At 58.4% G+C, this 12,411-nt stretch carries 12 protein-coding genes and 1 tRNA gene; 4 read left to right on the top strand and 9 right to left on the bottom strand.

Going from position 1 to position 12,411, the window contains the following annotated elements:
- Nucleotides 1-19: 19 nt before the first annotated feature.
- The 5 genes from tatA to CLV83_RS18760 form a co-directional block, all read right to left on the bottom strand.
- Nucleotides 20-274, bottom strand: coding sequence for a twin-arginine translocase TatA/TatE family subunit (tatA, locus tag CLV83_RS18780; protein WP_132296241.1), 255 nt, complete (start codon nucleotides 272-274; stop codon nucleotides 20-22).
- A 299-nt stretch (nucleotides 275-573) separates the two neighbouring features.
- Nucleotides 574-649 (bottom strand) — tRNA-Phe (locus CLV83_RS18775).
- Nucleotides 650-724: 75 nt separating this feature from the next.
- Entirely contained in the window at nucleotides 725-1,003 is a 279-nt protein-coding gene (locus CLV83_RS18770) for an oxidative damage protection protein (protein WP_132296238.1), read from the bottom strand.
- Nucleotides 1,000-2,061, bottom strand: coding sequence for an A/G-specific adenine glycosylase (gene mutY, locus CLV83_RS18765; RefSeq protein ID WP_132296692.1), 1,062 nt, complete (start codon nucleotides 2,059-2,061; stop codon nucleotides 1,000-1,002). The genes CLV83_RS18770 and mutY overlap by 4 nt, the downstream gene beginning before the upstream one ends.
- Nucleotides 2,062-2,084: 23 nt before the next feature.
- On the bottom strand, nucleotides 2,085-4,247 hold the full coding sequence (locus CLV83_RS18760) for an AsmA family protein (protein WP_132296235.1): 2,163 nt from the start codon (nucleotides 4,245-4,247) through the stop codon (nucleotides 2,085-2,087).
- Between the two features lie 254 nt (nucleotides 4,248-4,501).
- On the opposite strand from CLV83_RS18760, the gene hisB reads away from it, so the two are divergent.
- The 4 genes from hisB to hisF are packed head-to-tail and all read left to right on the top strand — an operon-like array spanning nucleotide 4,502 to nucleotide 7,332.
- Nucleotides 4,502-5,095 (top strand): imidazoleglycerol-phosphate dehydratase HisB, encoded by a 594-nt coding sequence (gene hisB / locus CLV83_RS18755; protein WP_132296232.1) that lies wholly within the window; start codon nucleotides 4,502-4,504, stop codon nucleotides 5,093-5,095.
- Between the two features lies 1 nt (nucleotide 5,096).
- Nucleotides 5,097-5,747, top strand: a complete 651-nt coding sequence (hisH, locus tag CLV83_RS18750) for an imidazole glycerol phosphate synthase subunit HisH (protein ID WP_132296229.1) — start codon at nucleotides 5,097-5,099, stop codon at nucleotides 5,745-5,747.
- A gap of 41 nt (nucleotides 5,748-5,788) precedes the next feature.
- A complete protein-coding gene (gene hisA / locus CLV83_RS18745) occupies nucleotides 5,789-6,526 on the top strand; it encodes a 1-(5-phosphoribosyl)-5-[(5-phosphoribosylamino)methylideneamino]imidazole-4-carboxamide isomerase (protein ID WP_104005306.1) in 738 nt (245 codons plus the stop codon).
- A gap of 32 nt (nucleotides 6,527-6,558) precedes the next feature.
- Entirely contained in the window at nucleotides 6,559-7,332 is a 774-nt protein-coding gene (gene hisF / locus CLV83_RS18740) for an imidazole glycerol phosphate synthase subunit HisF (protein WP_132296226.1), read from the top strand.
- 175 nt (nucleotides 7,333-7,507) lie between these two features.
- Here the strand turns inward: hisF and CLV83_RS18735 are convergent, their stop codons facing one another.
- From CLV83_RS18735 to CLV83_RS18720, 4 genes are all read right to left on the bottom strand, one after another.
- Nucleotides 7,508-8,362, bottom strand: coding sequence for a DNA ligase (locus CLV83_RS18735; RefSeq protein WP_132296223.1), 855 nt, complete (start codon nucleotides 8,360-8,362; stop codon nucleotides 7,508-7,510).
- Between the two features lie 63 nt (nucleotides 8,363-8,425).
- Complete coding sequence (locus tag CLV83_RS18730) at nucleotides 8,426-9,352, bottom strand: hypothetical protein (protein WP_132296220.1); 927 nt, start codon at nucleotides 9,350-9,352, stop codon at nucleotides 8,426-8,428.
- The gene (locus CLV83_RS18725; RefSeq protein WP_132296217.1) at nucleotides 9,349-11,484 is read right to left on the bottom strand and encodes a putative bifunctional diguanylate cyclase/phosphodiesterase; all 2,136 of its coding nucleotides are present in this window, start codon (nucleotides 11,482-11,484) and stop codon (nucleotides 9,349-9,351) included. The genes CLV83_RS18730 and CLV83_RS18725 overlap by 4 nt, the downstream gene beginning before the upstream one ends.
- Nucleotides 11,481-12,407, bottom strand: a complete 927-nt coding sequence (locus CLV83_RS18720) for a phosphate/phosphite/phosphonate ABC transporter substrate-binding protein (RefSeq protein ID WP_165900354.1) — start codon at nucleotides 12,405-12,407, stop codon at nucleotides 11,481-11,483. Before CLV83_RS18720 ends, CLV83_RS18725 begins: the two co-directional genes overlap by 4 nt.
- Nucleotides 12,408-12,411: the final 4 nt, after the last annotated feature.

The raw sequence follows: 12,411 nt of genomic DNA, 5'->3' as shown, positions 1-12,411 counted from the left end.
TCAACCATGAAGCTGCGCTTTACTTATTGGGCAGAGGGTTGCTGCGGCTCTCCGGCTGGGCGGATTCCGCAAAGGAAGCGTCCTGATCGGCAGGCACGCTGCGCTGGGCGCTGTCAGCATTCAACTTGGAATCTTCATCGCTGATCGCTTTCTTAAAGCTCTTCAGGGAGCTGCCCAGGTCGCCACCGATGTTGCGCAGTTTTTTGGTGCCAAAAAGCAGAATGATGATCGCCAGCACGATAACCAACTGCCAGATACTGATATTGCCGAGCATAGTGCCCCCAAAATTGAACAAGGAGTTGAACGAATAGAGCCGGGGATTAGACACGACAAATGTTATCGGGCGGTTACAGGGAGTGGCCGGGGTGATGCGAGTGTGGTTTCAGAACGGAAGAATCAGTGAAGCAGGAGGTGAGCAGAGTAGTGAGCAGAGCACCCGGCGAGGCTGATAAAGCGCTTGGGTCCGAAGGCTAAGACTGTCTGGGAGCGTCGCTGAAAGAGGCGGCGAAAATAGTTTCAGAGGGCCCGAAACGACGAAGCCCCGCATCAATGATGCAGGGCTTCTGAAGTCGTTGGTGCCCGGAGGCGGAATCGAACCACCGACACGGGGATTTTCAATCCCCTGCTCTACCGACTGAGCTATCCGGGCAACGAGGCGCGTATTAAACCCGACTTCATGGAGGGTGTCAACGCCTTGTTTTCACTTTTCTTTATTTAATTTCTATTAGTTGCTCTCGGATGGCGGCACGTAGCCTTCAGCCTTGTCGAACTCTTCACCGGAGAGGAATTTCTGCATCTCTTCCTGCAGATATTTGCGGCTGTTCGGGTCCATCAGGCTCAGGTGCTTCTCGTTGATCAGCATGGTCTGGTGGTCGGTCCACTCCTGCCAGGCCTGCTTGGAGACGTTGTCGAAGATATCCTGACCAACCGGGCCGGGATACGGCGGACGGTCCAGACCTTCCATCTCTTTTTTGTATTTGCGGCAGATCACTGTGCGGCTCATGGTTTGTCTCCCGTGTTGCTGGTGTCGGTGATGGAGTGCAGCAGTTTTTTCACCGGTGCAGCCAGGCCAATATTTTGTGGTTGGCGGGTGTTATACCAGAGTGTTGGCGGCCCTTCCATGACGCAGTTTGTGGGGTCTTTCAGGCTAACCAGCACCGGGGTGATATCCAGATGGTAGTGGCTGAAAGTGTGGCGCAGGGGTTCCAACGGCTCTGCCGCTGCTATTTCCAGCCCCAGTTCGGCAGGCGCGTCGCGCAGGTCCTGCACCTCAGGCAGGCTCCATAGACCGCCCCAGATGCCTGTGGGTGGGCGCTGGGTCAGAAGTATGTCGCCTTCCTGGTTACGGATGATCAACATCTGCGTCTGTTTGACTGGCTGCACCTTTTTCGGCTTCGGCGACGGCAGTTTGTCGGTCATGCCCAGGGCAAAGGCCTTGCATGAGGGCTGTAGCGGGCAGAGTAGGCAGCTCGGCTTGCTGCGGGTGCAGAGAGTCGCACCCAGGTCCATCATTGCCTGGGTATAGTCCCCCACCCGATGGTTGGGGGTGTTGCGTTCCGCCAGGCTCCAGAGCTTTTTCTGCACAGCTGTCTGACCGGACCAGCCCTCCACCGCATAGCAGCGTGCCAGTACCCGTTTGACGTTGCCATCGAGGATGGCAGCGCGGCGGCCGCTGGAGATCGACAGGATAGCGCCGGCGGTGGAGCGACCGATGCCGGGCAGCTTTTCCAGTTCGTCGACGCTGAGCGGAAACTCGCCGCCAAAATCATTGCTGACGATGTTCGCCGCTTTGTGCAGGTTGCGGGCGCGGGCGTAGTAGCCCAGCCCTGTCCAGAGATGCAATACCTCGTCGATATGGGCCTCGGCGAGGCAGTGTACATCCGGAAAACGCTGCATAAAGCGCTGGTAGTAGGGGATCACCGTGGCCACCTGGGTCTGCTGCAGCATGATTTCAGAGATCCAGGTGTTATAGGCGAGCTTTTCCTCCTGCCAGGGGAGGTCCTTGCGGCCGTGCTGGTCAAACCAGTCCAGTACGGCCGTATGGAACTCTTCCGGCGTCATTTCGATGTGAGTCAAACTGGTCATCAGTTACCAAACAGCCCTTTCAGCAGGGATTTGGCGCCCTCGTCGCCGAGTTTCTCACCCAGTTTTTCTTCGAGCTTGCCCTTCTGTTCCTCGATCTTACCGCCCATTTCCTCTTCAATCCGTTTCTGTGCTTCCGCCTTGATCAGGTTGGTGAAGGCGCTGGCATCCGGACGGCACATCTGCGCCGGATCTGTATCGAAGGAGCCCTTGCAGTTCACCGGGAACTCGACACCTTCCAGACGGTTGTTGATCGAGCAGGTTTCGTTGAACAGGTTGGACTTGATGGTCAGGCCCAGGCGGTAGTCGATCAGCGCCTGAGGCAGATCCACGTTGCCGCTGCCGCCCAGGGTCAGCGCATCCAGGTTGGCGGTAAGGTCCTTGTTGCTGACCACGCCGTTGGTGATATTGAACGAGCCTCCCATATCGGCGAACGGTGTGGACTGGTCCACCTGCTCGGCATTCACGCCGAGGCTGGCCACGTTATTGATCCCCTGGCAGAGGGTCTGCGCCATGCTGATCCCTTCGATGACACCGTCGGAGGCCTTGATGTTCAGCATGCCGCTGAGGGAGTTGATGATGGAGTGTACCGACTGGCCACGGGCGCTGAGCAGGGCGTCGGAGCTGAAAGTACCTGTCAGCGGTGCGCTGTCGGTAAGGTCCGTGAGCAGCTCGCCGATCTGAATACCGCTGATCTTTTCGCTGATATTGATCTTCAGCGGCTTTTCACGGGCATCCAGCTTGGCGCTGTTGCGGATGGTGCCGGAGTACATATCGGCGTTGATGCGGCTCATTTCAACCACGCTGTCATGTGCACTCAGCGTCAGGCCCACATTGTTCGCGACGATGCCGGAGATAGTCAGTTTGCCCAGGTCAAAGCTGGCATTGAGATTCAGTGCCTGCAGCGGTTCGATCGGAATGATCTCTTCCTTCGACCAGCGCTCGCCGCTGGCGGTGCTGCTGCCCTCGCCCGCTGCGCTATCTGAACCTTCACTGGCTGGCGGCAGGTAGCGGTCGGCGTTAAAGCTTTCGCCTTTCAGGGTGACCGCCTGGCCCAGGGTGTTGAGGTCAACGGCGGCGTTGCCGGTGAAGCTGCTGTCGTCAACGGTGATTGTCAGTGGGTTAAACGCCAGGGTATCGCGGGTACCGCTGAGGGTGGCGCTGAGGCCTATACGGGTCAGTGCGTCAGCATCGGCGGTTTCCGGCGCGCTCTGACCCAGAGTTTCCAGGAGCTGCTTCAGATCGAAGTCATCGACCTTCAGGGCGCCCTTGATCATAGGTGAGTCAAACTGCTCCACACTGACCTGGGCACTGGCGTTAAGGTTAGCCAGGGCCAGCTTCTGCAGATCCAGATTGGCCAGCTGTTCAGCCAGGTTGGCATCGAGATCGGCTTCGATGTTCAGCTCAAGCGGTTCTCCCGGGGTCAGGCCCGTGATGCCGGTGGTCGCAACGATATCGCTGAGCTGGTAGCTCTGGCTGGCCAGGTCCAGAAGTGCGTTGGCGGTCAGGGAGGTGGTTAGTGACAGGGTTTCTGCGTTGTTCTGGAACTGCTTGACCTCGGCACTCAGCTCCAGCGGGATCGGCTGGTTGGGCATCAGCTGGCCGGTGGTCAGGTTCAGGCCGGTGACTTCCACGCGGCTGCCGGCGGATTCATCGCTGTAGGTAACCTGGGCATCGCTGAGCACGATCTCTTCGATACTGAGGCTTTTCAGGAAGGATTCGTTGCTTTCGTCGCTGCCGCTTTCCTGCTGTGCCGGTTCGTCGTTGCTGGCGGCGGTTTCCTGACCGGTCCAGTTATTGCCCTGCTCGTTGGCGATCAGATTCAGTTTCAGACCGTTAATCTGAACACTGCTCATCTCCACGTTACCGCCAAACAACGGCATCAGCTTCACAGACACCTGGGCCTGCTGCAGCTGGGCCAGCTCCGGCTTATCGGTGTAGCGTAGATCGATATCGTTGACCGCCAGCCCCAACCAGGGGAACACGGACCAGTCGATTTCGCCGTTAATCTTGAGATCGAGGCCGGCCTGGTCTCGGGCCGCCTGTTCTATATCGCTGCGGTAGTCGTTCGGATCGACGATAAACCCAAGCAGCGCGCCGCCGGCTCCGATGATTATAACGATTACTGCCAGCAATCCGATTAACAGCCGTGTTATCAATTTCATAGGTGGGTCCTGTAAGCCTCTGTATGTGCAGGGGTTGCCGCAGTCATTGTAGCTAATTGTCTATTGTGCGTGTCTTTATTGTGAGAAGGCAGGCTAACGCGTGTTTCATGCTGCTATGTGACAAACCCGAGGTCAAACCGTTCAGACTATGAACTCCATAGCTTTCCTGGCGCTGCCGTTGGTCGCTGCTTACTGTATAATGTGCGCCTTAAACACTTTCAAAAGCCCACGCACGCGCAACGGTGGAGACAGAGATGGCCGATCGTACCGCCAGAGTGACCCGTAACACTCTGGAAACCCAGATCACCGTATCGATCAACCTCGATGGCACAGGCCAGTTCGAGTCCGATACTGGCGTTCCTTTCCTTGACCACATGATGGATCAGATTGCCCGTCATGGTCTGATCGATATGGAGATCAATGCCATTGGCGATCTGCACATCGACGATCATCACACCGTCGAGGATATCGGCATCACCCTGGGCCAGGCGTTCCATCAGGCTGTGGGTGACAAGAAAGGGATCCGCCGTTACGGCCACGCCTATGTGCCGCTGGATGAAGCGCTGTCCCGCGTGGTTATCGACTTCTCCGGCCGTCCGGGCCTCGCTATGGATGTGGACTTCACCCGTGGTCGCGTCGGTAGCTTCGACGTGGATCTGTTCAGTGAATTCTTCCACGGCTTTGTCAACCACGCTCAGGTGACGCTGCACATCGACAACCTCAAGGGCAAGAACACCCACCACCAGGCCGAGACGATCTTCAAGGCGTTCGGCCGTGCCATCCGCATGGCACTGGAGGAAGACCCGCGTGCCGCCGGAATCATGCCGTCGACCAAGGGATGCCTCTGAGATGAGCAGTATCGCAGTTATCGATTACGGCATGGGCAACCTGCACTCGGTCGCCAAGGCGCTCGAGCATGTCCAGCCCGGTGTTGAAGTGCGTGTAACCGCTGATCCGGAACAGGTGCGCAGTGCCGACCGTGTTTTGCTGCCCGGCGTTGGCGCGATCCGCGACTGTATGGCCGAGATCCGTCGTCTGGGTGTGGATAAAGAGGTGCGCGAGGCGATCGCCTCCGGTAAGCCGTTCCTCGGTATCTGTGTCGGTTACCAGGCGCTGATGGAGTTCTCTGAAGAGAACGGCGGCGTCGACTGCCTCGGCGAGTTTGAAGGCCGGGTTAACTTTTTCGGCGAAGAGCTTCGCGAAGCCGGCTGCAGCGATCGTCTCAAGGTGCCGCACATGGGCTGGAACGAGGTGCAGCAGAGCATCGACCATCCGCTGTGGAAAGATATCGACAACGGCAGCCGTTTCTATTTTGTCCACAGCTACTATGTGAAGCTGGCGCAGCGTGAGCAGGTTGCCGCAACCTGCCATTACGGTGTGGATTTCGATGTGGCACTGGCGCACAAGAACGTGTTTGCCACCCAGTTCCACCCGGAAAAGAGCCATACTGCAGGCCTGCAGCTGCTGAAGAACTTCCTTAACTGGGACGGTCAGGCCTAAGGCCTGCGTCCCCGAGACAGACTTTCAAGGTTTTATCCACAATGCTGATTATCCCCGCGATCGATCTCAAGGATGGCAAATGCGTACGCCTGCGTCAGGGCCGCATGGACGATTCCACCGTATTTTCCGACAACCCGGTCGACATGGCCGCCAAGTGGGTTGAAGCCGGCTGCCGTCGTCTGCACCTGGTGGACCTGAACGGCGCCTTCGCCGGTAACCCGGTGAACGGAGAAATCGTCAACGCCATCGCCAAGGCCTATCCGGATCTGCCGATCCAGATCGGTGGCGGTATCCGCTCTGCTGAAACTATCCAGGCTTATCTGGATGCGGGCGTTGAGTACGTCATCATCGGTACCAAGGCGGCAAAAGAGCCCGAGTTCGTCACCGAGATGTGCAAGCAGTTCCCGGGTCACATCATCGTCGGCCTGGACGCACAGGACGGCTACGTAGCGATCGACGGCTGGGCCGAGATCACCGACGTGAAAGCCGTGGATCTGGCCAAGCGTTTCCGTAACGATGGCGTCAGCGCCATCGTTTACACCGATATCAGCCGTGACGGCATGATGCAGGGCGTCAACGTGGAAGCCACCGTGGAGCTGGCCCGCGAAGCCGGTATTCCGGTGATCGCCTCCGGCGGTGTCACCGATATCGAAGATATCCGCAAACTGGCGGCTGTGGCTGATCAGGGCATCCTCGGTGCCATCACCGGTCGTGCCATCTATGAAGGCACGCTGGATGTGGCCGAAGCTCAGCAACTGAGCGACGAGCTGAGCAAGTAACAGCTGAGTAAGTAAGAAGAGCGGAGACGATCATGGCACTGGCAAAACGCATTATTCCCTGTCTCGATGTTGAGAACGGCCGCGTGGTTAAAGGCGTGAAGTTTCTCGATATCCGCGATGCCGGCGATCCGGTCGAGGTCGCCAAGCGCTACAACGAGCAGGGCGCGGACGAGATCACCTTCCTGGATATCACCGCCAGCCATGAAGAGCGCGATACCATGGTGCATACCGTGGAGCGCATGGCTGCTGAGGTGTTTATCCCGCTGACCGTGGGCGGCGGTATCCGCACCTGCGAAGATATCCGCAAGATGCTCAACGCCGGTGCCGACAAGGTATCGATCAACACCGCGGCCGTGTTCAACCCGGAGTTCGTGCGTGAAGCCGCCGAGCGTTTCGGCAGCCAGTGTATCGTGGTCGCCATCGACGCCAAGAAAGTCTCCAAGGAAGGCGAAACGGACAAGTGGGAGATCTTCACCCACGGTGGCCGCAAACCGACCGGTCTGGATGCCGTTGAATGGGCGAAAAAGATGGTTGAACTGGGCGCCGGTGAGATCCTGCTGACCTCCATGGACCAGGATGGCGTCAAGAACGGTTACGACATCGGCGTGACCCGCGCCATATCCGAAGCGGTGCAGGTACCGGTGATCGCCTCCGGCGGTGTCGGCAACCTGGATCACCTGGTGGAAGGCTGTATCGAAGGCAAGGCGGATGCGGTGCTGGCGGCATCGATCTTCCACTTCAATGAGTACACCATTCCGCAGGCGAAAGAATATATGCGCGAGAAGGGCGTCGAAGTCCGACTCTGATCGTTCGCCACAGATAGATACAGAAAGGCCCCGGAAGGGGCCTTTTTTGTGCCTGTTTATCGGTGTTCCAGTAGCAGCGGCGCCCCGCCGCGATCATCCGTTAATGCCCGGAATGACCGCGATGCCGGTTTCAATCGGCACGGGGGTGTGCCTCTTACCGTTGCCAACGGAATGTTTAAATCTCAGGGTTATAGATCCGTACAAACCGGGCAAAACGCGGGACTCCTCCGCTGGTCAGGCCGTTGAATCTATAGGTCACCCAACTGCCGATATCAGGCGGGCTGGCCCGCTCCTCGTCACTTAATCCCGACCCGAGACGAAAACGCAGCCCTTCCCTGGTTTCGACAATCAGCGCTCCGGTCATGCCCTCGTACTTGCCCTGGCCACGTGTATAGCCCACGACTTCCGCTTCGGCGTCGTCGTAGCCGCGGTACTTCAGCAGCAGGTTGGTGCGGGCGTTCACGTAGTGGCCGGCAAAGTGGTGCAGCATCAGCCCCTCGCCACCGACGCGGCGTGTCTGCTCCAGCAGCTCGTCTATCTCGGCGCGGGAAAGGCCACGTTTCTGTTCAACCAGGCTGATCTGCGGGTTATCCACAGCTCCGATCAGTTCGGTAAGCGCTGTCAGCCGCTCGTTGAAGCCTCCGGGATGAGCCGGCAGATCGAAGATCTTGAGCTGAGCCTGCTGCCAGAGCGGATCCTGTGGATCGGCTCTCTGTATCAGTCCGCTCATCTCACTGAAACGGGCCCGCCCGAGCCAGAGTTCTGCATCCAGGGGGACCGGTGGCAGCGCCGAGAGCAGTGTTGCCGGCGCGGTGATTCTGAAGCCGCTGCGGGTCAGCATTTCGGTGCCGGTCCAGCGGGTGCGAACGCCATCAAGTTTCTCACTGATGAAATAGGCGGGGCTGTCGATGGTCTGATCGCTTTGCAGTCGCTCGGCGCTCATGATGGCTGGAGCCTGGGCAGCGGCGATAACGCTGGGAGCGGTCAGACAAAGTAACGCCGCGCCCGACCAGAATAGCGGGGTGGTCATGGTGTTTCTCCTTTCCCTGGAATTATTCAGCGGAGCTTCCCTGCCCCGCGGTGATTCGTCCTTCTAAAACTCGTAGCTCAGTTCAAGTTTATAACGGGTGTCATCCCGATCGGCACCATTAAGCCAGTGCTCTGCGGCCAGCTCCATTTCAAAGCCGGGCATGGGGGATTCGTACTCGAGCTTCAGCGTACCGATCCACTGCTCCTCATTTTCCCATTCCCAGGGCTGGTGAGCTTTGCGCTTGGCCTTGTCTTCCAGTTGCCAGGTGGGGCCCAACATCAACTCCCAACCGGCGACCGGCATAATCCAGTCCAACCAGAGCCGTGCTTCGTACTGGAGCTCCTGCTCCGCGTTTTCCCGCTCATCCTGGGCGCTGTTGGTCCAGGCGCTGTACTGCTCATGCTTGATACTGAGTTTAGGCAGTAGATAAACACTGTACCAGGGCGACGGGTATTCGGCCTGGAGCGTCAGCTTGGTTTCCCGGCCATTACCGCGGCCGGCTATCGGTTTGGCATCTTCGGCAAGCCCGGTGGCGCGGTACTCCACGTCGATAAAACGGTCATGGTAGGCCCGGAAAGACCAGGCATCACCGCCCAGCAGGGAGCCGAAATCCATTCTCAGACCCACGCCAACATAGGGGCTCTGACGCCACTCGGTGCGGGTTTTATCCTTCTTTAATGATCCATCCTCGCGGTATTCGCGGCTGTAATCAACCGTTCGGCGGGCGTTGTAGCCCAGACGCGCGCTCCAGACCCAGTCGGAATCAGGGTTGAGCTCGGCGCTGAGCAGGGTATCGCTCTCCCAGCGACTTTTACGTTTTACGTCGCGCTCGTCGAAGCTGCCATCATCCTCATATTTGATCTCGCTGTGGCGCTGGCCATCCTTGTACTCAAGCTGGGTTTTCAGCTCGACCTCTGCGAACACTGGCGCCGCCATGCCCGTTGCCATACCGATCAATAAGGGTAGAGAGTATCGCGCTGCGGATCTCATGGCCGGACGTTTTCCTCTGTCTCGAGCAGCTGCATCAATGCATCTATACGCATTGGGCGAGCGAGACCAAAGCCCTGGCCATACTCTACGCCCATCGCTTTGAGTTCTTCATGCTGTCGATCAGTTTCTATCCCTTCTGCCACGGTTCCGATCGACAGTGAGTCAGCCAGGGCGATCATGGCATCGATCAGCGGTCGGGAGTGGCCGTCGATCAGGTTGTGCACGAAGGACTGGTCGATCTTGAGCCCATCGATGGAGAGGCTGTTCAGGTAGGCCAGGGATGAGTAACCGGTGCCGAAATCGTCAATCCAGATGTCGATGCCGGCCCGCTTCCAGCGGCGCAGCACCGCCTCGCAGCTGTCCAGGTGGCTGATCATGCTGGTTTCGGTGATCTCTATACTCAGGGTTTTATCCGGCAACGCCAGGTGCTGCTTGAGTTCGCAGATGTACTCGCACATCTCCAACTGGTGCAGCGCGGCACCTGAGATGTTGATCGCAACGGAGAAATGTTCCCGCAGGTCGAGGATCTTTTTCAGATCTCTAGCGGCACGGTTGGCCACCCAGCGGGTGACATCCTCGATCAGGTCCGATTCTTCGATGATCGGTATAAAGCGCGCCGGTGACAGCAGTCCTTTAATCGGGTGCCGCCAGCGCAGCAGTGCTTCGGCACCGATCATCTGCCCGCTTTCCATGGAGTAGAGCGGTTGATAATCGAGGTAGAGGTAATCCTTGTCGATCGCCTCCTTGATGCCCTGCTGGATCTCCAGGTGCTCGCGAATCTCTTCGGTCATCTGCGGCTGGAAAAAGGCGAACTGGTTGCGGCCGTGCTGCTTGGCGGAATACATCGCCACATCCGCGTGCTTGAGAATTTCGCTGGCGCTGATCCCATCATCAGGATACAGCGTGATGCCGATGCTGCAGGAGATGGAGAAATACTGCCCATAGAGCAGGAACGGCGGCGCCAGAGACCCCAGCAGTGCTCTGGCGGTTTCGGCAGCGTCCTCGGCGCTCTGAATGGCCGGCAGCAGCACCACAAACTCATCGCCTCCCAAACGTGCCAGTTCGGCCGCCGGACCGCGTTGCAGGCGGTTTGCCTGTACACAGGTCTGCAGACGCTTTGAGACTTCCCGCAACAGCTGGTCACCACGTTCGTGGCCGGCGGTGTCGTTGACCTGCTTGAAGTGATCAAGATCGATAAACAGCACCGCGAAAGTCCCGTCCAGGCTGGCGCTGCGATGCATCATTTCGCTGAGACGGTTCTGGAACCAGCGCCGGTTGGGCAGATTGGTCACGGTATCTTCGTAAGCCATCTGTCGAACCTGGTCGTGGCTCTCCTCGAGCGCCTGGCGCATCCGCTCCAGCGCCGTTCCCAGACGGCCGAACTCATCGGGCCGATGCAGCTCGAAGGTTAGATTGCGCTCCCCCTCGGCGTAGCGACTGCTGCGGTTGGTCAGCACCTGCAGCGGCTTCAGCATGCCGCGAGTGATCCAGATGGCGCTGAGCATGCAGATCGGCAGCAGAATCATAAAGGTGAGCAGCACCGCCTTGCGTACATTCTGAAACAGACTGTACTCGGCGCTGATCATATCTTCTCTGTGTGCCTTGATTTCGTTGAACGCAGAGGTGAAATCAAAACCGGCGGTAATCGCCGCAAACGCTTCTCCGCTGGCTTCCACACGGCTGTTCAGGTGCAGGTGTTCACCGCTCCAGAAACGTCCTTCCACAAGCCCGGTAAGCAGTTGGGGCGGTGTATGCGAGGTGATCGGTTCGCCATAGAGCGGAACGTCGGCACTGCCATCGTGGAGGATGGAACCGTTGTGGTCGTAAACGTAGATGTAGTCGAGGTTACGGAATTTGCCCAGACGTTCGAGTGCATCGCCGATGGCGCTGAAGTCCTGGTTATAGATATCCACACGCAGGCTGTCGCTCAGGGAGCGCAGCAGCAGCTGGGCGTCATGTTCGAGCTGGCGCCGTGCCACCTCGGTCAGTTTGTCCTGATCCGCGCGGTTGGATTCTCTGAGGTAGGTTTTCAGCGAGTCATCCACTGCCATCATCAAGGCAAGCAGGATGAGAGCAGAGAGTAGCGTGAGTAGTAAAGAAAGTCGGCAGATGACCGAAAAACGCCGCTTCATGGTGCCCGGCCTCCCGTATCGGTCAGCTCCTGAAGAAAGTTCAGGTCCTGTAGTTCCAATGGGCTGAATTGTTCCGTCTGCTCGTAACGCGCCAGTAATCCTGCATGGTTTTCCTGGCTCAGGGCGAGCAGTTCCTCGCGCAGTGCAAGTGCGGCCTCAGGCGATAATGCCGGCGTCGCCAGCTCGAAGGCGCGGGGGTAAAAGGCGGAGCGGTGGATAACGTGGAAGCGCTCGTGCATTTCCGGCATGACTCGATCCGGATTGAGCCAGTCGCCGTTATTCAATGTGCCGGCAGCCACGATCTCCTTGTCGACCCAGAGCGCATTGTTTTTCTCGTTACGGCTGAACAGGTAGCCCACCTGCCCTTCGGGCACCGGATCCTCAGGCCGTTCCAGCTCGACCAGCGAAAGCCCGGCGTTTTCCAGAATACGCCGGGGCAGAAAATAGCTGCTGAACGAGTCCGGGTGTTCAAACGCGATGCGCTGACCCACCAGATCCTGCAGGGATAGTATTTCGCGCCGTTTCAGGGTGAATATCATCGTTTGATACTGCTGCTGACCGTTTTTCCACTTTTTGGCCAAAGGGGTACTCGCGGTTTCTTGCATCAGGCGCGCCGAGGTATAGGGCGTTTCGCTGATCCAGTGTACTTCTCCCTGCCTTACCGCGCCGATCAGCGCTTCGGCACTGTCGTACAGCTGCACTTGGGCGCCGTTAAAGCCATAGGCTTGCAACCGGTCAGCCATATAGCGCGCCATCGGTAGCAGCTGTTTGAAGTCTTTCTTCGGTCGGTCACTGACCTGGGCGAGCACCAGGGGTTCGGCGCCCGCCGTGGCTGGCAGAACAACGCCGTTAACGGGCAAAACTATGCACAGGACGAAGAAAAACAGTATGGCGGCTCGTCGGTGGGCGACGAGCCGGGACATAAGG

This window comes from Marinobacterium mangrovicola (genome assembly GCF_004339595.1).
GTDB classification, from domain to species: domain Bacteria; phylum Pseudomonadota; class Gammaproteobacteria; order Pseudomonadales; family Balneatricaceae; genus Marinobacterium_D; species Marinobacterium_D mangrovicola.
The sequence above is the reverse complement of the archived record's forward strand: the minus strand, read 5'-3'. Positions and strand labels throughout refer to the sequence as shown.

Coding starts and splice junctions, on each gene's coding strand:
- CLV83_RS18770 (WP_132296238.1), bottom strand. CDS start 1,003: ATGAGCCGCACAGTGATCTGCCGCAAATACAAAAAAGAGATGGAAGGT.
- mutY (WP_132296692.1), bottom strand. CDS start 2,061: ATGACGCCGGAAGAGTTCCATACGGCCGTACTGGACTGGTTTGACCAG.
- CLV83_RS18730 (WP_132296220.1), bottom strand. CDS start 9,352: ATGAGATCCGCAGCGCGATACTCTCTACCCTTATTGATCGGTATGGCA.
- hisF (WP_132296226.1), top strand. CDS start 6,559: ATGGCACTGGCAAAACGCATTATTCCCTGTCTCGATGTTGAGAACGGC.
- CLV83_RS18720 (WP_165900354.1), bottom strand. CDS start 12,407: ATGTCCCGGCTCGTCGCCCACCGACGAGCCGCCATACTGTTTTTCTTC.
- hisH (WP_132296229.1), top strand. CDS start 5,097: ATGAGCAGTATCGCAGTTATCGATTACGGCATGGGCAACCTGCACTCG.
- CLV83_RS18735 (WP_132296223.1), bottom strand. CDS start 8,362: ATGACCACCCCGCTATTCTGGTCGGGCGCGGCGTTACTTTGTCTGACC.
- tatA (WP_132296241.1), bottom strand. CDS start 274: ATGCTCGGCAATATCAGTATCTGGCAGTTGGTTATCGTGCTGGCGATC.
- hisB (WP_132296232.1), top strand. CDS start 4,502: ATGGCCGATCGTACCGCCAGAGTGACCCGTAACACTCTGGAAACCCAG.
- hisA (WP_104005306.1), top strand. CDS start 5,789: ATGCTGATTATCCCCGCGATCGATCTCAAGGATGGCAAATGCGTACGC.
- CLV83_RS18760 (WP_132296235.1), bottom strand. CDS start 4,247: ATGAAATTGATAACACGGCTGTTAATCGGATTGCTGGCAGTAATCGTT.
- CLV83_RS18725 (WP_132296217.1), bottom strand. CDS start 11,484: ATGAAGCGGCGTTTTTCGGTCATCTGCCGACTTTCTTTACTACTCACG.